Raw genomic sequence first — 24,267 nt, 5'->3', positions numbered from 1 at the left:
CATATGTTATAATTAAAAATCAGTATGCAAAGAAGGATGTGACTGACCTTGGTGCGTAGTATGACTGGATTTGGCAGGGGTGTCACAACAACGGAACAATTTCAGCTTACTGTAGAAATTCGATCGGTAAATCATCGCTTTTTAGAAGTTACAACACGTTTTCCGAAAGAGTGGATGGAAGCGGAAGTTCATACAAAAAAACTGCTTTCCTCATTAGTTTCAAGAGGTAAGTTAGATGTTTCCGTATATGTGAAAGAATTGTCACCGCAACAGCAAGTTGTACAAGTGAATTGGCCTCTAGTCAATGCTTATAAAGAAGCAAGAGAAGAATTGCAAAAACAGATATTGCTTGACGAGAAGTGGTCAATGACAGAACTTTTGAGTTTAGAGCAAGCATTAACTGTCAAAGTGCAAGAGACATCAAAAGAAGAAATTTTAACAGCTGTTGATCAAGCTGTACAACAAGCAGCAAAGGCATTGATCCAAATGCGCGAAAGAGAAGGTCAGGAATTGCAAGAGGCGGTAGTAGGTTTCAAAACGGATTTAGCAGAGCAAATTAAATTAGTTCGTAAAGTTGCCGATCAAGCCGTACAAAAGTATCGCGATAAGCTCGTTACGAGAATTGCAGAACTTACAGACATTAGCGCATTAGATGAACGATTATTAGCAGAAGTTGCGATTTTTGCTGAAAAAGCAGATATTGCAGAGGAATTAGACCGCTTAGCAAGCCATTTTATCCAGCTTGATGAAACGCTTCAAGATGACGTTTCTATCGGACGAAAACTCGATTTCTTATTGCAAGAAATTCATCGTGAAATTAATACGATTGGTTCTAAAAATCAGTCTGTTGAAGCTTCAGCTGCAGTTGTCCAAGCGAAAACGATTCTTGAAAAAATGCGAGAACAAGTTCAAAATATTGAATAATTGTGTTTACTAAATGTACTATTAATATATTGTAATGATGAGGGAGAAAGCATGAGAAGAGAACGTGGATTATTGATTGTCCTATCTGGCCCTTCAGGTGTCGGAAAAGGTACTGTACGAAAAGCACTTTTTTCACAACCAGATACTAATTATGAGTATTCTATTTCCATGACTACACGTTTACCACGTGAAGGCGAAGTTGATGGAGTTGATTACTTCTTTAAATCAAAAGAGGATTTCGAAAGTTTAATCGAACAAGGACAACTCCTTGAATTTGCACAGTATGTAGGAAACTATTACGGCACACCTCTAGAATATGTAAACAAAACTTTGGATGCTGGACGCGATGTGTTTTTAGAAATAGAAGTACAAGGTGCAGCTCAAATTCGTGACAAGGTTCCAGATGGTTTATTCATTTTCCTTGCACCACCTAGCATTTCAGCATTGCAGCAACGTTTAGTTGGGCGTGGTACTGAAACAGAGGATGTAATTGCAACGCGTATTGCTGCTGCAAATCAAGAACTAGAAATGATGAATTTGTACGATTATGTCGTTGAGAACGATGAAGTACAATTAGCTTGTGATCGTGTCAATGCAATCGTAGTTGCGGAACATTGTCGACGTGAAAGAGTAGAAAAACAATACTTAGCTATGCTGAGAGGAGAATAAATAGATGTTATACCCATCTGTTGACGTATTAAAACAAAAAATCGATTCAAAATATTCATTAGTGAGTCTTGCTTCAAAAAGAGCACGTGCGATGCAAGAAGGTAGTGACTATAGGCTTTCATCTTACAAATCACATAAAAATGTAGGGAAAGCACTTGAAGAAGTTTCTGCTGGTGTTTTAAGTCAAGTAGCTCAAGACGAATCAGCTATTTACGAAGACGAAGTTTAATGACATGACAACGTAGAGGCTCCCGAGGAAATTAACATTTCTTTGGGAGCTTGTCGTTTTGAAAGGAAGAAAAAAATGCTTGCAAATAAAAACATTTTACTTTGTGTTTCTGGCGGAATTGCCGTCTACAAAGCAGTAGCATTAGTTAGTAAACTATCTCAAGCTGGTGCAAATGTTAAAGTAATGATGACTGAATCTGCAACACGTTTTGTAACACCTTTAAGCTTTCAAGTAATGTCTAAAAATGATGTTTATACAGACACTTTTAATGAAAAGGATTCAAGTGTCATTGCACATATCGATTTAGCAGATTGGGCGGATTTAATCATCGTAGCTCCGGCAACTGCAAATGTAATTGGTAAACTTGCCAATGGCATTGCAGATGATATGGTAACAACCACATTATTAGCAACAACTGCAAAAGTGTGGATTGCACCGGCAATGAATGTTCATATGTATGACAATCTAGCAGTTAAACGTAATATTGCTCAGTTGGCTGAAGATGGTTATGAATTTATAGAACCATCTGAGGGCTTTTTAGCCTGCGGATATGTTGGCAAAGGTCGTTTAGAAGAACCAGAGAAAATTACAGCATTAGCTGCAAAGTTTTTCGAACCTAAAAGTGGACTTTTAAAAGGAAAGAAAGTTGTTATTTCTGCAGGGCCAACACGTGAAAGAATTGACCCTGTGCGTTATTTGACCAATTTTTCAACTGGAAAAATGGGTTACGCCATGGCTGCAGCAGCACATGAACTAGGTGCTGAAACAGTGCTTGTATCAGGTGTGGTAGCAATTGAGCCTCCAGCAGGTGTACGGGTAGTGCATGTGGAAAGTGCTGAGGACATGCTCCAAGCAATGTTAGCTGAATATGATGACGCCAATATTGTTGTAAAAACAGCAGCGGTAGCGGATTATCGTCCGAAAACAGCGCATATGCAAAAAATGAAAAAACAACCAGGTAATGCAACTATTGAATTAGAGCGCACAACTGATATTTTACTGACATTAGGGGAACATAAAAAAGAACAATTACTCATTGGTTTTGCTGCGGAAACCAATGACGTACTAAAATATGCAAAAGGCAAACTAGAAAAGAAAAATGCAAATTATATTGTTGCTAATGATGTAACGCAAGATGGAGCAGGTTTTGGTACTGACACAAATACGGTTACACTCGTTGGACAAAATGAATTCGAAAAAACATTCGTTCATCTTCCGAAAAAAGAATTGGCACTTGAATTATTCAAAACCGTTTTAGATAGGGAAGAAAGTTTAATATGATAGCACAAGTCATCGTAGACGTAGCGGCATATCCAGTGGATCGACCGTTTGACTACGCTGTTCCCGATGAATGGCAAGCACTTGTAGAAGCCGGATGTCGTGTGAAAGTACCATTCGGTCCTCGCAATGTGCTTGGTTTCATCACTGCTTTAAAGGAAGAAACGGATGTTCCACAAGGGAAATTAAAACCACTATCTCAGTTACTCGATATTGAACCTGTATTAACAGTTGAAATGCTACAGCTTGCCCAGTGGATGACAAATCATACTTTATGCTTTGAAATTGATGCATTACAAGTTATGTTACCCTCGGCATTACGAGCAAAATACGAAAAAACGATTCATCTCACAGGCTCTTTAGAAAACCTGCCAGCTGAATTACAAAATCTTTTTGGTAATAAAATATCAATCCCATATAAAAAAGTAGAAATTGCTGGATTTCTAAAATCACTGAAATACTGTATTGGACAAGGAACTGTTCAAATAAAAACAGTCGTTAAACAGCAAGGACAAGTAAAGGCTGTTCGTAAGATAAAAATTTTGGATGACATTATGAAATTGCAACAAATTGCAGCTGATATTCCAAAAAGAGCAAAAAAACAAGTTATGGTCGCTGAATGGATGGTGGATCATCAAGGTGCTGTTTTTGTACCGGAAGAACTTTGCCAAACGCTTAATATTACAACTGCCGTTCTTAGTGCAATCATTGAAAAAGGTGCTGCGACGTATATTCAAGAAGAGGTATATCGTGACCCATTTACAAAGGATGCAGTGAAAACGAAGCCACTTGCACTAACTGATGAACAAGAAGTGGCATTACATCAAATATTAACAGCGATGAGACATAAATTACCTACAACTTTTTTGCTACATGGTATTACAGGCAGTGGGAAAACAGAAGTGTATTTACAGGCTATTCAAAGTACCCTTGAAAAAGGGAAAGAAGCGATTGTGCTAGTACCTGAAATATCTTTAACACCTCAAATGTCAGAGCGATTTCGTTCACGTTTTGGGGAACAAGTTGCTGTTCTGCATAGTGGACTATCTAAAGGCGAAAAATATGATGAATGGCGAAAGATTCAAAGAGGAGAAGTAAAGGTGGTAGTAGGAGCTCGATCTGCTGTTTTTGCTCCTTTCACAAATGTTGGCCTATTCATATTAGATGAAGAGCATGAATCGACATATAAGCAAGAGGATTCACCACGTTATCATGCAAGAGATGTAGCTATTTGGCGTAGTGAATACCATCATTGTCCTGTCATATTAGGTAGTGCAACACCTTCTTTAGAATCTTTTGCTAGAGCAAAGAAGAACGTGTATACATTATTAACGCTGAAAAAACGTGCAATGCAGCAATCGTTGCCAACAGTTGAAATTATCGATATGCGTGAGCAATTGAAAAAAGGGAATCGCTCGATGTTTTCAGAGGAATTAGCTGAAGCAATTCGTATTCGACTTGAAAAAAAAGAGCAGATGGTATTATTTCTCAATCGTAGAGGCTTTTCTTCTTTTGTATTATGCAGAGATTGTGGTACCGTAGTGCAATGTAAAAACTGTGATATTTCCATGACCTATCATCGTTCCCAAGAAAAACTGAAATGTCATTATTGCGGCTATGAAGAACAGGTGCCACATGAATGCCCTGAATGTCAAAGTGAACATATCCGCTTTTTCGGTACAGGAACGCAAAAGATTGAAAGTGAAATATATAAACTCTTTCCTGAAGCAAGAGTACTTCGAATGGACGTAGATACAACGAGGCAAAAGGGTTCACATGAGCGTATATTAGATGCCTATGGTCGAGGAGAAGCTGATATTCTACTAGGAACACAGATGATTGCTAAAGGGCTTGATTTCCCGAATATTACATTGGTTGGTGTTTTGAGTGCAGATACTTCATTAAATTTACCGGATTTTCGAGCTGCGGAGCGTACATTTCAATTACTTACACAAGTAAGTGGTCGTGCGGGGCGCCATGAAAAGCCTGGAGAAGTATTTATCCAAACATATACACCTGAGCATTATGCAATCGAACTTTCAAAAGAACAAGATTATGAGCCGTTTTATGTGCAGGAAATGCATATAAGACAGCGTTTCGCCTATCCGCCGTATTATTTTGTTGTGCTTATACAAGTGACGCATGAAGATGTACTAATGGCAGCAGAATATGCAGGTAAAGCAGTGGATTGGTTACGAATGCAACTATCACAAAATGTTGGTATTATTGGTCCGACAGCAGCGTCTATCAGTCGGGTGCAAAATAGATATCGTTATCAATGTTTGATAAAATATAAAAAAGAGCCTAATTTAACGGCTACATTACAACAATTAATTCGCATGTATCGAACAGACTGGGTGAAAAAAGGTATTCAATTAACCGTTGATTTAGATCCTTCATCCATTTAGATATAATCGCAAGAAAAGAGGGCATTATGGCAGTATTAGAAATTATTAAAAACCCAGCAAAAGTATTAGAAGCTAAAGCGGCACCTGTAACTAAATTTGATGCAGAGCTAGCACAGTTACTTGATGATATGTATGATACAATGCTTGAACATGATGGAGTAGGTATTGCGGCACCTCAAGTGAATAGCAGTATTCAAGCAGCCATTGTAGAAATGGGGGAGGAAAGAGCCATTCTTGAAATCATTAATCCTACTATTTTAGCAACGGACGGTTCAGCTATAGAAATTGAAGGTTGTTTAAGTTTCCCTGAACTTTATGGTGATGTTGAGCGTCCTGATTATGTTCATATAAAAGCACAAGACCGTGATGGAGAATGGTATGAAGTCGAAGCAGCAGGTTTCGATGCTCGTGTAATTCAACATGAAATTGACCATTTATTTGGTGTGTTATTTGATAAGAAAATTACTCGTGTATATACGCTTGAAGAATTAGATGAGATGGCGGAAGAAGAGGAGGAACAGGAATGATTTCCATTGTATTTATGGGGACACCTGCCTTTTCGGTACCAGTATTACGTATGCTGCATGAAGAAGGCTATAATATTAAGGCGGTAGTTACACAACCAGATCGTCCTGTTGGACGTAAACGTGTGTTGACACCACCACCTGTCAAAGAAGAAGCTGTTCGTTTAGGATTACCAGTAATTCAGCCAGAAAAACTTCGTGGTTCTGAAGAGTTGCAAGAAATAATAGGTTTAAATCCAGATTTAATTGTTACAGCAGCTTTTGGTCAAATTTTACCTAAGGAATTATTAGATACACCTAGGCTTGGTTGTGTGAATGTGCACGCATCATTACTACCAGCATATCGCGGTGGAGCACCTATTCACCAATGCCTAATCGATGGGCAAGAAAAAACTGGTGTTACGATAATGTATATGGCAGTTAAACTTGATGCAGGTGATATTATTTCACAAGCGGAGCTTACAATTGAAAATCAAGATTATACAGGTCTATTATTTGATAAATTAAGTATTGTTGGTAGAGACTTATTAAAAGAAACGTTGCCATCTATTATCGAGGGTACTAATAGTCGTACCCCACAAGATGAAACGAAAGTGACTTTTGCTCATAATATTTCACGTGATCAAGAGCTAGTTAATTGGCAGCAAAATAGTACAGAAATTTATAACCAAGTACGTGGTTTACATCCATGGCCAGTAGCATACACGAAATTAAATGGCGATAATGTGAAAATTTGGTGGGCACAAAAGTCCGATAAAAAGCATAGCGAAGTACCTGGAACTGTCATTGCTATTGATAAAGAATATTTTACAGTAGCAACAGGTAACGGAGAAGCAATAAATATTTTAGATTTACAACCAGCTGGCAAAAAGCGTATGACTGCGATGGATTACTTAAGAGGTACCGGGTCAAAATTACAGATTGGGGACCGTTTTGAATGACAAAAAAGAAAGCTAAAATTTGGGATGGTAATGTTCGTGACGCAGCATTAACTATTCTTCTTGCAGTAGATAAACAGCAAGCATATAGTAATTTACTTCTTCATCAAACAATCGAAAAATATAATATTAAACCGAAAGACCGTGCCCTTTTGACGGAACTTACTTACGGAACACTTCAATATAAAATGACTTTAGATTATTATTTAGAGCCATTTGTTCGCGGGAAATTGGATGATTGGGTAAGATGGTTACTACGTTTGTCTTTATATCAAATTGCAAACTTGTCGAAAATTCCGGATCATGCAGCAGTAAATGAAGCTGTTGAAATTGCTAAACATCGAGCACGCCACCAAGGTGTCTCTAAAACAGTAAACGGTATTTTACGTTCAATCCTACGTGACGGCATTCGAGATACGACCGATATTAAAGATCCTGTTGAACGACTTTCTATAGAAACAAGTCATCCAATTTGGTTAGTACGTCGTTATGTTGAAGCTTACGGCGTTGAAAAAGCATCTGATATGCTGTTTGAAAATAATCTACCACCACAACAAACTATTCGAGTGAACACAGCTAAAGTGACAACAGATCAAGCGCTTGAAAGTTTATGGGGCGAAAAGTATGAAGTTGTACGAAGTAAAGTGTTACCGGAAGCTTTGCATTTATTAACTGGTCAAGCTGCACGAACAGAATCGTACAAAAATGGTCTAATCACCATTCAAGATGAAAGCTCAATGATTCCAGCTTACGCTCTGCAAGTAGAGCCAGGCATGAGAGTATTAGACATGTGTGCGGCACCAGGCGGTAAAACAACACATATTGCTGAGAAAATGAAAAATGAAGGTGAGTTAATCGCTACCGATTTACATGCCCATAAATTAAAACTTATTAATAGTAATGCCGAACGTCTAGGTCTAACTGTTATTAACGCACAAGTATTAGATGGTCGAAAAGCAACCGAGCAATTTGATAAGCAATCATTCGATCGGATTTTAGTCGATGCTCCTTGTAGCGGATTAGGGGTTATTAGACGTAAACCGGATATTAAATATACGAAAAAAGAAGAAGACTTTGCATCACTACAACCAATACAATTACAATTACTGGATTCAGCTTATGAGTTATTAAAGAATGAAGGCAAAATGGTTTACAGTACTTGCACAATTGATAAAATTGAGAATGATGGAACAGTTGCTGCATTTTTAGAGAAGTATCCGGATATGGAGCTTGAACCTGTACCAAATGTGCCAGATGTACTCAAAGAGCTTCAAACAAATGGAATGATGCAAGTCTTTCCACAAGACTTTAGCAGTGATGGCTTTTTCGTTGCTGCCTTTAGAAAAAAAGGAGAATTTACAAACTAATGGATCAAGAAATACAAAAACCAGTAAGAGTAAAAAAAGAAAAACCACAATTACGCCAATCGATTTATTCATTATTACCGGAAGAAATGCAAACTTGGTTAAAAGACAACGGTGAAAAACCGTTCCGTGCCGGCCAAATTTTTGACTGGTTATATGTAAAACGTGTAACAACTTTCGATGAAATGTCTAACCTATCAAAAGAATTACGCGATAAATTAGCTGCTGACTTTGAACTTAGTACATTAGGTACTTTAATTAAACAAGAATCTAAAGATGGTACAATTAAATTCTTGTTCCAATTACAAGATGGTTATTCAATTGAAACCGTATTAATGCGTCATGAATATGGGAACTCTGTTTGTGTAACGACACAAGTGGGTTGTCGTATTGGATGTACATTCTGTGCATCTACTTTAGGCGGATTAAAACGTCATTTATTAGCAGGAGAAATTGTTGAGCAAGTTGTCAACGTTCAAAAAGCATTAGATGAAGTAGGTGAACGAGTAAGTCACGTCGTTATTATGGGAATCGGCGAACCGTTTGACAACTATGATGCCATGATGAGCTTCTTAAAAGTAATCAACCATGAAAAAGGTTTGAACATTGGAGCACGCCATATCACAGTTTCAACTAGTGGTATTATTCCTTCAATTTATAAATTTGCGGATGAACAATTACAAATCAACTTTGCCTTGTCATTACACGCACCTAACCAAGAATTACGTCAACGTTTAATGCCGATCGCAAAAGCATATAAATTGCCAGATCTAATTGAAGCCATTCGTTATTACACGGAGAAAACTGGTCGTCGAGTTAGTTTTGAATATGGACTATTTGGCGGAGTCAATGACCAAGTAGAACATGCTGAAGAGTTAGCAAAATTAATCAAAGGCATTAAATGTCATGTGAACTTGATACCAGTAAACTATGTTCCAGAACGTGATTATGTAAGAACACCAAAAAATGACATTTTCTCGTTTGAAAAAACGTTAAAAAATAATGGTATTAATGTAACAATTCGACGCGAGCACGGTTCAGATATTGATGCTGCATGTGGTCAATTACGTGCGAAGGAGAGAAAGCAAGAAACGACGAATTAATGGGGTGACTGGCTGTGGAATATATAGTAGCGAGTGATATCGGAAGAAAAAGGACTGTAAATGAGGATCGAGCTATATTCATTGAACGCGAAGATGCATTTAAACTTGCCATTGTCGCTGATGGTATGGGTGGACATAATGCTGGAGATATAGCGAGTGGTATGGCGGTTTCTGGATTTGAACAGTTATTTTTGCAAGCAGATGTAGGATCCTTTCAATCAATTGAATTGAAAAAAGAATGGTTGTTAACATCTGTTCAAGAACTCAATGCATCGATTTATCAATATTCTTTATCACACGAAAATTGTCACGGCATGGGAACAACTTTAATAGCCGTTTTGATTGATGCTGACGAATGTATCATTTGCCACGTCGGAGATAGTCGTGTGTATTTTAGCACGGAAACTAATTTGCAACTTATTACAAGAGATCATTCTTATGTGAATGTACTCGTCGATAATGGGGAAATTAGTGAAGAAGAAGCCGAAAGTCATCCTAAGAAAAATTATATTATTAAATCTTTAGGAACAGAAGCAACAATTGCACCAGATTTTTATATGGTGCAATTCGTTGCTGATTCCTATTTATTAGTTTGTTCGGATGGGCTAAGTAACAAATTAACGAAACAAGAAATGCAATCAATTATTCATCTGCCATTACCTATTCAGGAAAAAGGTGAACAACTGATACAACTGGCAAATGAAAATGGCGGTGAAGATAATATCTCGCTTATTTTATTTGCAGATAATATTAAGGAGGTGTAAGAATGCTTGTTGGAAAAAGATTAAGTGGCCGTTATAAAGTTCTTGAATGGATTGGCGGCGGCGGTATGTCCAATGTATATCTTGCACATGATATGATTTTAGATAGAGATGTAGCAATTAAAGTGCTACGATATAGCTTTTCTGATGAAGAAGAGCTTCACCGACGTTTCCAAAGGGAAGCGCTATCTGCCACAAGCCTTACACATCCTAATATTGTGAGTATTTATGATGTTGGTGAAGATGGTGATATGCATTATTTAGTAATGGAATACGTTGAAGGCAAAACTTTAAAGCAATACATACAAGACTTTGCACCGTTATCACCAATGAAGTGTGTCATGATAATGGAGCAATTAACTTCAGCTATTGCACATGCTCACCAAAATCAAATTGTTCATCGAGATATTAAGCCTCAAAATATTTTAATGGATCAAGAAGGTAATGTGAAAATCACGGATTTTGGTATTGCAATTGCGTTAACAGCCACATCTTTTACACAGACGAATTCGGTTTTAGGCACAGTTCACTATTTGTCACCTGAGCAAGCACGTGGAGGAACAGCAACAAAGAAATCGGATATTTATGCCTTAGGAATTGTGCTTTATGAATTATTAACAGGCAAATTACCGTTCTTGGGTGAATCAGCCGTTTCGATTGCACTTAAGCATTTACAATCTGAAACGCCATCTGTTAGAGCTATTGTACCCTCTATCCCGCAAAGCTTAGAAAATGTCGTATTTAAGGCAACTGCAAAAGACCCGACTCACCGTTATTCTACTGTTGAAGAACTTCAAGAAGATTTATCGACAGTTCTTGAAGAAAATCGAAGTCAGGAATCTAAATTTATGCCTCCTGTTGATCATGATGAGACAAAAGCAATGCCAGCCATTACGAAGTCGCAAATGATTCAAAATGTGGACATAGAAAAAACAAAGGCAATGCCAGTGGCGAAAGATAATAAAAAGAAAGAAAAAAAGAGCAATAAAAAGAAATCGAAGAAAAACAAATTACTGCTACTTGTAAGCGGTATAATTACTTTCCTTTTATTGTTTATATTAGTTCTATTCTTATTCCCTAATTTATTCCAAGAAAAGAAAGTAGAAGTTCCGGATGTTGCTGGACAAGAGTTAGCGAAAGTTATTGATTTACTTGAAGAAAAAGGTTTTGAGGTAGGAAAACAAACCGAAGAATCTTCTGATGATATTAAAGAAGGACATGTTATTTCAACGAATCCTGCTGCTGGAAAAGAGCTAAAAAAAGGTTCTGAAATTGATATCATGATAAGTTCGGGACAGAAAAAAATAACATTGATCGATTATAAAGGTCGTGACATAGAACTAGTAAAAAAGTTACTATCCAAGTATAAATTTAAAGACATCCAAACAAAAACAAAGCACTCCGATCAAGCGCCTGGCACTATTATAGACCAGACTCCTGATTCGGGTGATTCTGTTATACCTGGTGACACAGTTATTGTTTTTACTGTAAGTGAGGGGCTAGAGCAGTCGCAAGTTTCAAATTTACTAGGATATGATCAAGCTTCTTTAAATAATTATGCAAAATCCTCTGGTTTTAACGTTCATATTGCAAAAGAGGATTACTCAGGAACTGTTCCAAAAGGACAAGTTATCTCTCAAACTCCTCAAGCAGGTAATATGGCTAATATCGGCTCTACAATTAATGTAGTTATTTCAAAAGGACCTCGTGAAAAACATGTTCAAGTATACATTCCTACAATCGATATTCCATACGAACCTGAAGAAGAGGGCGAGGAGCAAGAAGTAAAAATTTACATTCAAGATCATAAGAACTCAATTGCTGATGTTAAACATCAGTTTAAAATTTCTGAATCAAAAAAAATGCGACTTCAATTAGAAATTGAAGAAGGACAAAAAGCAATTTATCGCGTTGTCCGTGATGATAAAATAATTATAGATGAAACTATACCATACGAACAATTACAAAAAATGGGGAAATCGTAATAAGATAAGGAGGAATCGCATGGCGAAAGGTCAGATCCGAAAAGCGTTAAGCGGATTTTATTATGTTCACTCAGATGGTGAACAAATTCAATGTCGCGGTCGTGGTGTATTCCGAAATAGAGGTATTTCACCACTTGTTGGTGACTTTGTGGACTTTGTGGTTGAAGGAGATAATGATGGTACAATTACAGCCGTTCATGAACGTCATAACGAGCTTGTCCGCCCACCAGTGGCCAATATTGACCAAGCTATACTTGTCTTCTCAGCGAAGGAGCCAGCTTTTAATACAATTTTGTTAGATAAATTCTTAGTGGCTTTAGAATCTTTCCATATCCACCCGATTATTTGCTTAACAAAAACGGATTTATTAACTTCAGAAGAAAATGATGTAATTCAACAGTATATAAAAGATTATGAAGGAATAGGTTATGAAGTGATTCAGACCTTTAAAAGTGATCCGGAAATACTGGTTAAAATTCAACAGGTACTGGAAAGTAAAACAACTGTATTAGCAGGGCAATCAGGTGTAGGGAAATCTACTTTGTTAAACACAATTATGCCATCATTAGAATTAAAAACAGGGGTTATATCAGAAGCACTAGGACGAGGAAAGCATACGACAAGACATGTTGAATTGATTCCTCTTGCTGGAGGTTTAATCGCTGACACACCAGGATTTAGCTCTTTTGATTTCGATACACTTGAAAAAGAAGAGTTAACTTCTTGTTTCCCAGAATTACAGCGTATATCGGAAGATTGTAAATTCCGTGGTTGCTTGCATTTAAAAGAACCCAAATGTGCTGTGAAAGCTGCTGTAGAAAATGAAGAAATTATGCAATATCGCTATGACCATTACTTGCAATTTTTGCAAGAAATAATTGATAGGAAGCCGAGGTACTAATGATGATTCAAATCGCACCATCTATATTAGCCGCTAACTTTTCAAAATTAGCTGATGAAGTAAAAGAAGTTGAAGCAGCGGGAGCTAAATTAATTCATATTGATGTTATGGACGGACATTTCGTACCGAATATTACAATGGGCCCGATTGTAGTGGAAGCGCTACGTCCGGTTACAGATCTACCTCTTGATGTACATTTAATGATTGAAAATCCAGACCAATATATTGAAGACTTCGCAAAAGCCGGTGCAGACTATATTACTGTGCATGTAGAAGCATGTCGTCATTTACATCGTACTATTCAATTGATTCGTTCATATGGGGTGAAACCAGGTGTTGTCTTAAATCCTCATACACCTATCGAAACAATTCAACATGTTTTAGAAGATATCGATATGGTACTATTCATGACAGTGAATCCAGGATTTGGTGGGCAAAAATTCATCCATTCGGTCGTGCCTAAAATTGAACAACTTTCAACAATTATTAAAGAAAAAGGTTTGAATGTTGAAATTGAAATCGATGGTGGTATTAACGCAGAAACAATCGTTCCTTGTGCAAAAGCCGGAGCAACAATATTTGTAGCTGGCTCAGCAATTTATGGTAAAGACGACCGTTCAAAAGCGTTGCAAGAGATTCAATCAGCGGGAGAACAAGCAATACAATGACAACTGTTGTGATTTGCGCTGGAGGCCCTGAGCAAGAAATCGTGTCTAACGATTTCTTGCACTCTTTTTCTGATGCTATTTTTATTGGTACTGATCATGGTACGATATATTTATTGAATAGGGGAATTGTTCCAGATATAGCTGTTGGTGATTTTGATTCGATAACCAAAGAAGAGTGGCAAGAAATTTCTGAGCGAGTATCTTATATAGAACGTTACCCACCAGAAAAGAATGAGACAGATACTGAACTCGCGATTATTAAAGCGCTATCATTAGAGCCGACTACAGTGTATATTACTGGGGTAACGGGTGGTCGTTTAGATCATTACGAGGCAAATTTACACACAGTATACCAATTACAATTAGCACATCCACAACTACATATAAAAATAGTAAATCGTTCAAATGAACTACGATTTTTACTCCCTGGTGAACATACAATGGTACAGGATGATCATTATAAATATATGTCCTTTTTTGCTTTTAAAGGCCCTGTAGAGAATATGACGTTGCGCGGTGTTTTATATGAAACCACCAATGAAGTAATTGAAGTAGGAACCTCTCGTTTTACAAGTAATGAAATATCTGACGGAATTGCGTCTATTTCATTCACAGCAGGCATATGCTTAATGATAAGAAGTATAGATGACTAAGCGAGGAGTGGAGAGTTGAAAGTATACACGTTCCAATTGCCTAAATTCGTCAGTGGGTTTGCGAGGGTTTGTTTACAAGCATTTCAAAAAGATTCATCAACATCAACATCATCAACTGCAACAGCTAAACAGCGAAAGAAAAAAGAAAAAATGCCAGGGTGACGATAAGTCAACCTGGCATTTATTATGAGTGCATTATACGCGCTCAACTTTTCCTGATTTCAAAGCTCGTGCAGAAACCCATACACGTTTCGGTTTACCGTCAACTAGAATACGGACCTTTTGTAGGTTTGCACCCCATGTACGCTTGTTAGCGTTCATTGCGTGGGAACGAGCGTTGCCGGAACGAGTTCTACGTCCAGTAATTACGCATTTTTTTGGCATTTTTATATTCCCTCCTCACAAAAAGAAGCTGAAAGATTATAATTTCAGTTCGGTATTTCACATACTTTAATAATTTAACATACACTTTTATGCATTGCAACTGATTTCGATAGACTTTCAAGAAAAAAACCTTTACAGTCTATACTAGACGAATATATAGGTTTTCTTTTATAATCGAATTTTGTATAGTACAATAAGAGTTAGTCAAAATGGAGTCAGGAGGCATTTTTATGTCAGTTGAATTAAAAAACGAATTCGGAAACATTGATATTTCTAATGATGTTGTCGCACAAATGGCTGGTGGAGCCGCTATTGAATGTTACGGCATTGTAGGTATGGCAAGTAAACACCAAATTCGTGATGGACTAACAGACATTTTACGCAAAGAGAATTTTGCAAAAGGTGTTCTTGTACGCCAACAGGGCGAAGATTTACATATTGATATGTATGTTATCGTTAGCTACGGCACTAAAATCTCAGAAGTAGCATATCAAGTCCAATCAAAAGTAAAATATACACTAGATAAAACACTCGGAATGGCAGTGAAATCAGTCAATATCTATGTGCAAGGTGTTCGCGTAGCGAACGTGTAAGAGGAGGAACTCATTCAAATGAAGTCATTAGACGGGATTAAATTTGCCGAAATGGTGCAAATGGGATCACATCACTTATTCCAAAATGCAGATTATGTGGATTCTTTAAACGTATTCCCTGTGCCAGACGGTGATACAGGTACAAATATGAATTTATCGATGACATCAGGTGCAAAGGAAACTGAAGCAAATGCTGTTGAACATATCGGCAAAACAGCTCAAGCCTTATCAAAAGGATTATTAATGGGAGCACGTGGTAACTCAGGTGTTATCCTATCACAATTATTCCGTGGCTTTGGTAAAGCAATCGAAAAAGAAGCTACAGTCGATGCAATCCAATTCGCGCAAGCATTCCAATACGGCGTTGATACCGCATATAAAGCGGTTATGAAACCTGTAGAAGGTACTATTTTAACAGTTGCAAGAGAAGCTGCAGCACATGCAGTGGAAGTAGCCAAAACAGAACAAGATATTATCGTTTTGATGGACGAGTTAGTTAAAGCTGCAAAAGCATCACTAGCTAACACACCTGAATTACTACCTGTACTTAAGGAAGTTGGAGTAGTAGATAGTGGTGGTCAAGGCTTAGTATATGTTTATGAAGGCTTTGTGGCATCACTTAAAGGTGAAGCGCTTCCAGAAAAAACTGTAGCTTCTTCAATGGACGATTTAGTAAATGCTGAACATCATAAAGTACAAGACTTTATGGATACATCAGAAATTGTGTACGGTTACTGTACTGAATTCATGGTTCGTTTCGAAGACGAGAAATTAGGTGGTAAACCTTTTGATGAAGCGAAATTCCGAGAAGATCTAAGTCATTATGGAGATTCTTTGCTAGTTATTTCAGATGATGAAGTCGTGAAAATTCACATTCACTCGGAACAACCAGGTGAAGTAATTGCTTACGGACATCAATTTGGTAGCTTGATAAAAGTGAAAGTCGACAATATGCGTCAACAACATACAGATATCGTTGGTGAAGGGCATACTAATGAAACGGCTAAAAAAGTACAGAAAAAACATCCATATGCAATCATTACAGTAGCAATGGGTTCTGGTGTAGCAGAGCTTCTAGAGAGTGTTGGCGCTTCTTATGTTATCGAAGGTGGACAAACAATGAATCCTTCAACAGAAGACATCGTTAATGCCATAAAAGCAGTAGGCGCAGAACGCGTACTAATTTTACCGAATAATAAAAACATCGTAATGGCAGCAGAACAGGCAGCTGAAGTATTAGATATTGAAGCTGCAGTCGTACCTACAAAATCAGTTCCTCAAGGAATGGCAGCAGTTCTTGCATTTAATCCTGATGTTTCAGTAGAAGAGAATAAATCGAATATGACATCAGCATTTGCTCATGTGAAAACAGGTCAAGTAACATTTGCCGTGCGTGATACTTCAATTGATGGTGTTGAAATCCATAAAGACGACTTTATGGCTATTTCTGAAGGTAAAATTGTAGAAGCAACAACTTCACTTGCATCAGCTTCGGAAACTTTAATTCGATCAATGATTGATGAGGATTCGGAAATTGTAACAGTTCTTTATGGACAAGATGCTGATAAAGCAGCAGTTGATACATTTACAAGTTTTATCGAAGAAAACTATCCAGATGTAGAAGTGGAAGTTTATAACGGTAAACAACCATTATATCCATTTATTATTTCTGTTGAATAATATATTTCGAGAAGTTTCTTATAAATGTTAGAGTTTTATTTGAAGAATTATGCAAAAGTAGCGCGCTATTAAAGTGTGCTACTTTTTTGCGCTGTATCAAATACTTGGTACGGACTTAAATTATCATGTAGAATGGTGATACGATTAACAACGACTATGCAAGGGGGTAAATTTTTATGAAATATACATCGGTATTCGATATTATCGGCCCGGTTATGATTGGGCCGTCTTCGTCACATACGGCCGGTGCTGCACGAATTGGTCGCGTGGCACGTGATTTGTTTGGCCGCCAACCAAAATGGGCGAAAATACATCTATATGGCTCTTTTGCAGAGACTTATAAAGGGCATGGGACAGATGTTGCGATTATCGGAGGTCTACTAGACTACGATACGTTTGATGAACGTATTAAAACAGCTTTTGCAGATGCTGAAAAAGCTAACTTAACATTTGAGTTTATTCCAGAAACTGCGCATACAGAACACCCAAATACAGCTCGTCTAGTAATTGGAGACGACGAAACAGAAATGTCGATGGTAGGTATTTCAATTGGTGGAGGAAGCATTGAAATTATAGAATTAAATGGCTTCCCGCTTCGATTATCTGGGGGGATGCCGGCGATTCTTGTTGTGCATGATGACCGAGCGGGTTGTATAGCAGCAGTTGCAAACTGTTTAGCAGGTTATAACATTAATATTGGTCATATGGAAGTTTCACGAAAAGAACGTGGCAATATGGCATTAATGGTTATTGAAGTTGACCAGAATATCGACAAATCCATTTTAAATGAAATGTCAACTCTACCGAATATTACTAAAGTAACGCGCATTAAAAACTAGGAGGTAGAAAAATGGAAGTATTATTTCATAATGTTAGAGAATTAGTAGCATTAGCTGAGAGTGAAAACAAGCAAATTTCAGAAATTATGATAGAGCAAGAGATGTTAATAACTGAACGTACACGTGAAGAAATTATGACTCAAATGACACGCAATTTAACAGTCATGGAAGAAGCCGTTGAACGCGGTCTAAAAGGTGTGCATTCTGTAACGGGGTTAACCGGAGGAGATGCAGTTTTACTTCAGAAATACATTGCAACAGGAAAATCTTTAGCGGGGGATCTTTTATTAGATGCTGTTAGTAAAGCAGTTGCAACGAACGAAGTGAATGCAGCGATGGGTACTATTTGTGCAACACCTACAGCAGGTTCTGCAGGAGTTGTGCCAGGAACACTTTTTGCTGTAAAAAATAAATTGAATCCTACGAAGGAACAAATGATTCGTTATTTATTTACTTCAGGGGCATTCGGTTTTGTCGTAGCAAATAATGCATCCATCTCAGGTGCAGCAGGTGGATGCCAGGCAGAAGTTGGTTCTGCTGCCGCAATGGCTGCAGCTGCAATCGTTGAGATGGCAGGAGGAACTCCTCAACAAAGTGCACATGCTTTTTCAATTTCATTAAAAAATATGCTTGGACTTGTTTGTGATCCTGTAGCAGGATTAGTAGAAGTACCTTGCGTTAAACGTAATGCTATGGGGGCAGCTAATGCAATTGTTGCTGCTGATATGGCATTAGCTGGTGTAACAAGTCGAATTCCAACGGATGAAGTCATTGATGCTATGTACCGTATTGGTCGTACTATGCCTTCTGCACTAAGAGAAACTGGACAAGGTGGCCTAGCAGCTACTCCAACAGGAAGAGCATTGGAGGCTAAAATCTTCGGAGGGGCAGTGCTGCAAAGTGAATGATCTTTTGCTCCAACCTGTCACGAATTTAAAAGGTGTCGGAAAAGGAATGGGAGAAGCGCTTCATAGTATGGGTATTGAGACTTTCAATGACTTGCTATGGACCTTTCCTTATCGACATGAAGATTTTCGATTAAAGGATTTAGCAGAAACACCACATAATGAACGTGTTACGGTTGAAGGGCGTATTGAAAGTGAACCAGCTGCCCTTTTTTTAGGCAAAAACAAATCGCGTCTACAAGTGCAAATGCTTGTAGGGCGTCATTTAATAAAGGTCGTTTTCTTCAACCAATTATACTTAAAGAATAAAATGATACCTGGTTCTATTGCAACAGTAACAGGGAAATGGGATCGGGGTCGCCAGGTCATTAATGGTACCCAAATTACATTTGGTCCGAAAGTAGATCATACTGACTTTGAGCCAGTTTATAGTTTGAAGAGCGGTATGCATCAAAAAAAATTCCGTAATTATATGCGTCAAGTACTAGATGAAGCGATGTTAGAAATTGAAGAAACTTTGCCAAATCATTTACGTGCAGCCTATAAATTATTACCTATTGCAGAAGCATTGGAAGGAGTACATTTTCCTGTAGATGCAAACCATTCTAAGCAAGCGAGAAGGCGATTTGTTTATGAGGAGCTGTTGCAGTTTCAATTACGAATACAAGCACTACGTAAAATTCGTAAAGAACAAGAGCACGGTTTATCGATTCACTATGATTTAGAGAAACTAAAAGAATTCTTTCAAACTTTATCATATGAATTAACGAATGCGCAAAAACGCGTTGTCAACGAGATATGCCGAGATTTATTAGAGCCTCATCGCATGAATCGCCTGTTACAAGGGGATGTTGGGTCTGGAAAAACAGTTGTAGCGGCCATTGCATTATACGCTGCTGTGACAGCGGGTTTCCAAGGTGCTTTAATGGCTCCAACAGAAATTTTAGCGGAGCAACACGGAGAGTCACTCGATGCATGGCTGAGACCATTTGGAGTGGAAGTGGCGCTTCTATCTGGCTCAACGAAAACAAAGGCTCGTCGAATACTTTTGGAACAATTAAAAAATGGTGATATTGATATTTTAATTGGAACACACGCCTTAATTCAGCCTGATGTAGAATTTCATAAGCTTGGCCTAGTAATTACCGATGAACAACATCGATTCGGTGTAGAACAACGTCGTATTTTACGTGATAAAGGAGAAAGTCCGGATGTACTCTTTATGACAGCAACACCGATTCCTCGAACTTTGTCGATTACTGCGTTCGGTGAAATGGATGTATCGATAATTGACGAATTACCTGCAGGGCGAAAAGAAATTCAGACAAATTGGGCTAAAAAGGAACAATTTAATCAAGTGTTGTCCCAAATGACTAAAGAACTAGCTATGGGGCGCCAAGCATATGTTATTTGCCCCTTAATTGAAGAGTCAGATAAGCTAGATGTGCAAAATGCAGTTGATGTTTACACTCAACTGACAACATTATTCCGCGAGAAATATAAAGTCGGACTTATGCATGGACGTTTACCGGCAGAAGAAAAAGATGCGGTAATGCGAGAATTTAGTGAAGGGAAGTTGCATGTTCTAGTGTCAACAACAGTTGTTGAAGTTGGTGTGAACGTACCGAATGCAACATTCATGATAGTCTATGATGCAGAACGTTTTGGTTTAGCTCAGCTTCATCAACTTCGAGGTCGTGTTGGTCGAGGAGAACATCAATCCTATTGCGTGTTATTAGCAGATCCGAAATCAGAAGATGGCAAAGAGCGAATGATTTCAATGACGGAAACAAATGACGGTTTCCGTTTGGCGGAAAAAGATTTAGAATTACGTGGCCCAGGTGATTTCTTTGGGAAAAAACAAAGTGGTCTGCCTGAATTTAAAATGGCCGATCTCGTACATGATTACCGAGCGTTAGAAGTAGCGAGACAAGACGCAGAGAAGCTCCTATCAACTGAAGAATTTTGGCAAGCAGATGACTGTGAACAGCTACGTAATATGTTAGCAGAATCTGGTGTATTAAATGGCGATCGTATCGATTGATATGAATTTTTCATGTTGAAAAGGGAGAGAATGCTAAAAAGAGTTAAAAACAACTCTTGCATTCTCTTTTTTTAATTTATATACTGATGTTAGTACCAAGTGCTAATTTTTGAAAGGTGGCGAAAAAAATGAAGTACTCTAAAAAAGAGCGACAAAAATTATTGCAGCAAACAATAATCGATAATCCATTCGTCACCGATGAACAGCTAGCTAGTCAATTTAATGTGAGCGTACAAACGATTCGGTTAGATCGAATGGAATTATCGATACCGGAATTACGGGAACGAATTAAAGGCGTAGCTGCTCATAATTTTGAAAATGATGTAAAATCTCTACCAATCGATGAAGTGATTGGTGACATAATAGATATCGAATTAGATGAAAGAGCCCTTTCCATTTTTGACGTAAGAGAAGAGCATGTCTTCCAGCGTAATGGCATTGCAAGGGGGCATCATCTGTTTGCCCAAGCAAACTCACTTGCAGTAGCAGTGATTGATGATGATTTAGCCCTTACTGTGCATTCAGAAATCCACTTTGTAAAACCAGTACGAGCAGGTGACAGAGTAATTTCAAAAGCACTTGTCACAGGCAAGGATGACAGCAAAAGTCGAACATTTATCGAATTAACCTCTACTGTTGAAAACGAAGTTGTTTTCGCAGGGAAGTTCGAAATGTACCGTACGAAAGGAAAAGGTGGAAAATAAATGAGAATCGCAATAGACGGCATGGGTGGAGACAATGCACCACAAGCCATTATCGAAGGCGTATATAAAGCGTTAGAAGCTTCTGCAGATATCGAAATCCAATTGTATGGTCAACAACAGGCGATGCAACCTTTCTTAAAAGATCATGCACGCTTAACTGTAGTTAACTGTGAAGAAGTAATTGAAGGTGACGACGAACCAGTTCGTGCAGTACGCCGTAAAAAAGATGCTTCAATGGTTAAGATGGCGGAGGCAGTAAAAAATGGTGAAGCAGATGCTTGCGTATCAGCAGGGAATACAGGTGCTTTAATGGCTGCTGGATTATTTGTAGTTGGTCGTATTAAAGGTATTGATAGACCTGCATTATCAACAACTTTGCCAACTTTAGATGGTAAAGGGTTTGATATGCTAGATCTTGGCTCGAATGCCGATGCAAAACCTGAAAACTTAGCTCAATTTGCAATTATGGCTAGTATTTATGCACAACAAGTACGTGATATTCCAAATCCAACTGTCGGATTATTGAATATTGGTACTGAAGATAAAAAAGGGAACGAGCTTACGAAAGCGGCTTTTGGTTTATTACAAGAAGCACCAATTAACTTTATCGGTAATGTAGAAGCTCGTGAATTATTAAATAGTGCCGCAGACGTTGTCGTCACTGACGGATTTACGGGTAACATGGTGTTAAAGACAATCGAAGGTACAGCTGGTAGCATCTTCTCTATGCTAAAAGAAGCATTTATGGCTTCTGGTAAAACTAAAGTTGCTGCGTTAATGATGAAAAGTAATTTAAAAGAAATTAAAACAAAAATGGACTATACAGAGTATGGTGGAGCCGCGTTATTCGGTTTGAAAGCACCAGTAGTAAAAGCGCACGGTTCTTCAAATGCCAATGCTTTTGCAAGTGCTATTCGCCAAGCAAATATTATGGTTAAACACAACGTATGTGCAACGATTGATTCTACAATTTCAAAGGAGAACTAATCATGACGAAAATTGCTTTTATCTTTCCAGGACAAGGTTCACAATCAGTTGGTATGGGGGCCGAATTTGTAGCTGAGCAACCAGCATGCAAGGCCTACTATAACAAGGCAGATGAATTATTAGGTTATTCATTATCAAAGTTAATGCTCGAAGGACCGGCCGAAGATTTGACATTGACATATAACGCGCAGCCTGCATTGTTAACAACGAGTGCTATGATAGCAGATAAACTAACAAAAGCAGGGATTACACCAAATTACACAGCAGGACATAGCTTAGGTGAATATACTGCACTAGTGGCATCTGGTGTAATGTCATTCGAGGATGGCGTACAAGCCGTACATAGTCGAGGAATGTTCATGAACGAAGCGGTACCAGCAGGTAAAGGTGCTATGGCTGCTATTTTAGGTCTAGATCGCGATGCGCTGAAGGCTGTGACGGATGAAGTTACGGCATCAGGAGAAGCTGTACAGCTTGCTAACTTAAATTGCCCAGGGCAAATTGTTATTTCTGGTACAAAGGCTGGGGTAGATGAGGCAAGTGTTAAGGCGAAGGAAGCAGGTGCAAAACGTGCTCTTCCTTTAGTTGTAAGCGGACCTTTCCATTCGGAATTAATGCGTCCAGCGGCTAGTAAGTTGCAGGAGAATTTACAACTAAAAGAAATGAAAGATGCTGAAATACCAGTAATCTCAAATGTTACGGCTAAACCTGTGACAAAACAAACTGAAATTCAACAACTATTAGTTGAACAATTGTACTCACCTGTATTGTGGGAAGATTCTGTTCGAAAAATGATTGACTTAGGTGTGGACGTATTTATCGAATGTGGTCCTGGAAAAGTATTAAGCGGACTTATTAAAAAAGTAGACCGTCAAGTGAAAACGTATTGTGTATATGATGAAGTAACGTTTGAACAGGTTGTAGAAGCGTCGAAGGGGTGGGCTCATGAAGAAGCTAGAGGGTAAAACAGCTGTTGTAACAGGTGCTTCAAGAGGAATAGGTCGTGCTATTGCATTAACATTAGCAGAACAAGGTGCGCGCGTTGTTGTCAACTATAGCGGAAGCCAATCAAAAGCTGAAGAAGTAGTAGCAGAAATTACTGAAAATGGTGGCGAAGCAATTGCTGTACAGGCAAATGTGGCTGATGCTGACGAAGTAACAGCTTTAATGAAAGCTACAACAGAGACATTTGGTTCATTAGATATTCTCGTAAATAATGCTGGGATAACACGCGATAATTTATTAATGCGTATGAAAGAACAGGACTGGGATGACGTGATGAATACTAACTTAAAAGGTGTATTCTTATGTACAAAGGCTGTCTCACGTCAAATGATGAAGCAACGTGCAGGTCGCATTATTAATGTTGCATCAATTGTTGGTGTTTCTGGTAATGCTGGTCAAGCGAACTATGTTGCAGCAAAAGCAGGTGTCATTGGTTTAACAAAAACATCTGCAAAAGAATTAGCATCACGTAATATTTATGTTAATGCTGTAGCACCTGGTTTTATTGCGACAGAAATGACAGATGAACTGCCAACTGAAGTAAAAGATCAAATGCTTGGACAAATTCCATTAGCTAAACTAGGAGATCCAAAAGACGTTGCAAAAGTTGTACTCTTTTTAGCGTCGGATGATGCAAGTTATATTACAGGACAAACAATCCATGTAGATGGTGGAATGGTCATGTAATTTATGTCTATGAACGAACGGGCTTTTTATGTAT

25 protein-coding genes are annotated in these 24,267 nt (G+C 38.1%); 24 read left to right on the top strand and 1 reads right to left on the bottom strand.

Going from position 1 to position 24,267, the window contains the following annotated elements; translation table 11 throughout:
* Window positions 1-48 precede the first annotated feature (48 nt).
* The 15 genes from ACZLO7_RS17685 (at window position 49) to spoVM (ending at window position 14,567) form a co-directional block, all read left to right on the top strand.
* A complete protein-coding gene (locus tag ACZLO7_RS17685) occupies window positions 49-924 on the top strand; it encodes a YicC/YloC family endoribonuclease (protein ID WP_464937327.1) in 876 nt (291 codons plus the stop codon).
* 51 nt (window positions 925-975) lie between these two features.
* Entirely contained in the window at window positions 976-1,593 is a 618-nt protein-coding gene (gmk, locus tag ACZLO7_RS17680) for a guanylate kinase (RefSeq protein ID WP_464937328.1), read from the top strand.
* A 4-nt stretch (window positions 1,594-1,597) separates the two neighbouring features.
* A complete protein-coding gene (gene rpoZ, locus ACZLO7_RS17675; RefSeq protein WP_038183947.1) occupies window positions 1,598-1,822 on the top strand; it encodes a DNA-directed RNA polymerase subunit omega in 225 nt (74 codons plus the stop codon).
* A gap of 75 nt (window positions 1,823-1,897) precedes the next feature.
* The gene (gene coaBC / locus ACZLO7_RS17670; RefSeq protein ID WP_464937329.1) at window positions 1,898-3,103 is read left to right on the top strand and encodes a bifunctional phosphopantothenoylcysteine decarboxylase/phosphopantothenate--cysteine ligase CoaBC; all 1,206 of its coding nucleotides are present in this window, start codon (window positions 1,898-1,900) and stop codon (window positions 3,101-3,103) included.
* On the top strand, window positions 3,100-5,508 hold the full coding sequence (gene priA / locus ACZLO7_RS17665) for a primosomal protein N' (protein ID WP_464937330.1): 2,409 nt from the start codon (window positions 3,100-3,102) through the stop codon (window positions 5,506-5,508). Before coaBC ends, priA begins: the two co-directional genes overlap by 4 nt.
* A 26-nt stretch (window positions 5,509-5,534) precedes the next feature.
* Window positions 5,535-6,035, top strand: coding sequence for a peptide deformylase (def, locus tag ACZLO7_RS17660; protein ID WP_464937331.1), 501 nt, complete (start codon window positions 5,535-5,537; stop codon window positions 6,033-6,035).
* Entirely contained in the window at window positions 6,032-6,973 is a 942-nt protein-coding gene (gene fmt / locus ACZLO7_RS17655) for a methionyl-tRNA formyltransferase (RefSeq protein WP_464937332.1), read from the top strand. Before def ends, fmt begins: the two co-directional genes overlap by 4 nt.
* Window positions 6,970-8,337, top strand: coding sequence for a 16S rRNA (cytosine(967)-C(5))-methyltransferase RsmB (gene rsmB / locus ACZLO7_RS17650; RefSeq protein ID WP_464937333.1), 1,368 nt, complete (start codon window positions 6,970-6,972; stop codon window positions 8,335-8,337). The genes fmt and rsmB overlap by 4 nt, the downstream gene beginning before the upstream one ends.
* Window positions 8,337-9,437, top strand: a complete 1,101-nt coding sequence (gene rlmN, locus ACZLO7_RS17645) for a dual-specificity RNA methyltransferase RlmN (protein WP_464937334.1) — start codon at window positions 8,337-8,339, stop codon at window positions 9,435-9,437. The genes rsmB and rlmN overlap by 1 nt, the downstream gene beginning before the upstream one ends.
* 14 nt (window positions 9,438-9,451) lie before the next feature.
* On the top strand, window positions 9,452-10,201 hold the full coding sequence (locus ACZLO7_RS17640; RefSeq protein WP_464937335.1) for a Stp1/IreP family PP2C-type Ser/Thr phosphatase: 750 nt from the start codon (window positions 9,452-9,454) through the stop codon (window positions 10,199-10,201).
* 2 nt (window positions 10,202-10,203) lie between these two features.
* Window positions 10,204-12,183: a Stk1 family PASTA domain-containing Ser/Thr kinase gene (gene pknB, locus ACZLO7_RS17635; RefSeq protein WP_464937336.1), complete on the top strand. Its 1,980-nt coding sequence runs from the start codon at window positions 10,204-10,206 to the stop codon at window positions 12,181-12,183.
* Window positions 12,184-12,202: 19 nt separating this feature from the next.
* Window positions 12,203-13,084 (top strand): ribosome small subunit-dependent GTPase A, encoded by an 882-nt coding sequence (gene rsgA / locus ACZLO7_RS17630; protein ID WP_464937337.1) that lies wholly within the window; start codon window positions 12,203-12,205, stop codon window positions 13,082-13,084.
* A gap of 2 nt (window positions 13,085-13,086) precedes the next feature.
* Window positions 13,087-13,752, top strand: coding sequence for a ribulose-phosphate 3-epimerase (gene rpe / locus ACZLO7_RS17625; protein ID WP_464937515.1), 666 nt, complete (start codon window positions 13,087-13,089; stop codon window positions 13,750-13,752).
* The gene (locus tag ACZLO7_RS17620) at window positions 13,749-14,405 is read left to right on the top strand and encodes a thiamine diphosphokinase (RefSeq protein WP_464937338.1); all 657 of its coding nucleotides are present in this window, start codon (window positions 13,749-13,751) and stop codon (window positions 14,403-14,405) included. The genes rpe and ACZLO7_RS17620 overlap by 4 nt, the downstream gene beginning before the upstream one ends.
* 15 nt (window positions 14,406-14,420) lie before the next feature.
* On the top strand, window positions 14,421-14,567 hold the full coding sequence (gene spoVM / locus ACZLO7_RS17615; RefSeq protein WP_464937339.1) for a stage V sporulation protein SpoVM: 147 nt from the start codon (window positions 14,421-14,423) through the stop codon (window positions 14,565-14,567).
* 33 nt (window positions 14,568-14,600) lie between these two features.
* On the opposite strand, the gene rpmB is transcribed toward spoVM, so the two are convergent.
* Entirely contained in the window at window positions 14,601-14,789 is a 189-nt protein-coding gene (gene rpmB, locus ACZLO7_RS17610) for a 50S ribosomal protein L28 (protein ID WP_038183978.1), read from the bottom strand.
* Window positions 14,790-15,019: 230 nt separating this feature from the next.
* On the opposite strand from rpmB, the gene ACZLO7_RS17605 reads away from it, so the two are divergent.
* From ACZLO7_RS17605 to fabG, 9 genes are all read left to right on the top strand, one after another.
* Complete coding sequence (locus tag ACZLO7_RS17605; protein WP_464937340.1) at window positions 15,020-15,382, top strand: Asp23/Gls24 family envelope stress response protein; 363 nt, start codon at window positions 15,020-15,022, stop codon at window positions 15,380-15,382.
* 18 nt (window positions 15,383-15,400) lie between these two features.
* Window positions 15,401-17,062 carry a fatty acid kinase ATP-binding subunit FakA gene (fakA, locus tag ACZLO7_RS17600; protein ID WP_464937341.1) on the top strand — a complete coding sequence of 554 codons (1,662 nt, stop codon included), beginning with the start codon at window positions 15,401-15,403 and terminating at the stop codon, window positions 17,060-17,062.
* A 176-nt stretch (window positions 17,063-17,238) separates the two neighbouring features.
* Window positions 17,239-17,901 (top strand): L-serine ammonia-lyase, iron-sulfur-dependent subunit beta, encoded by a 663-nt coding sequence (gene sdaAB / locus ACZLO7_RS17595; RefSeq protein ID WP_464937342.1) that lies wholly within the window; start codon window positions 17,239-17,241, stop codon window positions 17,899-17,901.
* Between the two features lie 11 nt (window positions 17,902-17,912).
* The gene (sdaAA, locus tag ACZLO7_RS17590) at window positions 17,913-18,809 is read left to right on the top strand and encodes an L-serine ammonia-lyase, iron-sulfur-dependent, subunit alpha (protein WP_053417496.1); all 897 of its coding nucleotides are present in this window, start codon (window positions 17,913-17,915) and stop codon (window positions 18,807-18,809) included.
* On the top strand, window positions 18,802-20,850 hold the full coding sequence (recG, locus tag ACZLO7_RS17585; RefSeq protein ID WP_464937343.1) for an ATP-dependent DNA helicase RecG: 2,049 nt from the start codon (window positions 18,802-18,804) through the stop codon (window positions 20,848-20,850). Before sdaAA ends, recG begins: the two co-directional genes overlap by 8 nt.
* Window positions 20,851-20,978: 128 nt before the next feature.
* A complete protein-coding gene (fapR, locus tag ACZLO7_RS17580; RefSeq protein WP_464937344.1) occupies window positions 20,979-21,554 on the top strand; it encodes a transcription factor FapR in 576 nt (191 codons plus the stop codon).
* Window positions 21,555-22,541: a phosphate acyltransferase PlsX gene (gene plsX / locus ACZLO7_RS17575; RefSeq protein ID WP_464937345.1), complete on the top strand. Its 987-nt coding sequence runs from the start codon at window positions 21,555-21,557 to the stop codon at window positions 22,539-22,541. It begins immediately after the preceding gene.
* 2 nt (window positions 22,542-22,543) lie between these two features.
* Complete coding sequence (gene fabD / locus ACZLO7_RS17570; RefSeq protein WP_464937346.1) at window positions 22,544-23,506, top strand: ACP S-malonyltransferase; 963 nt, start codon at window positions 22,544-22,546, stop codon at window positions 23,504-23,506.
* A complete protein-coding gene (fabG, locus tag ACZLO7_RS17565; RefSeq protein WP_464937347.1) occupies window positions 23,487-24,233 on the top strand; it encodes a 3-oxoacyl-[acyl-carrier-protein] reductase in 747 nt (248 codons plus the stop codon). The genes fabD and fabG overlap by 20 nt, the downstream gene beginning before the upstream one ends.
* The last annotated feature ends 34 nt before the right edge of the window (window positions 24,234-24,267 follow it).

The organism is Viridibacillus sp. d25.2 (assembly GCF_055456015.2).
This window is presented reverse-complemented; position numbering and strand designations above follow the sequence as displayed.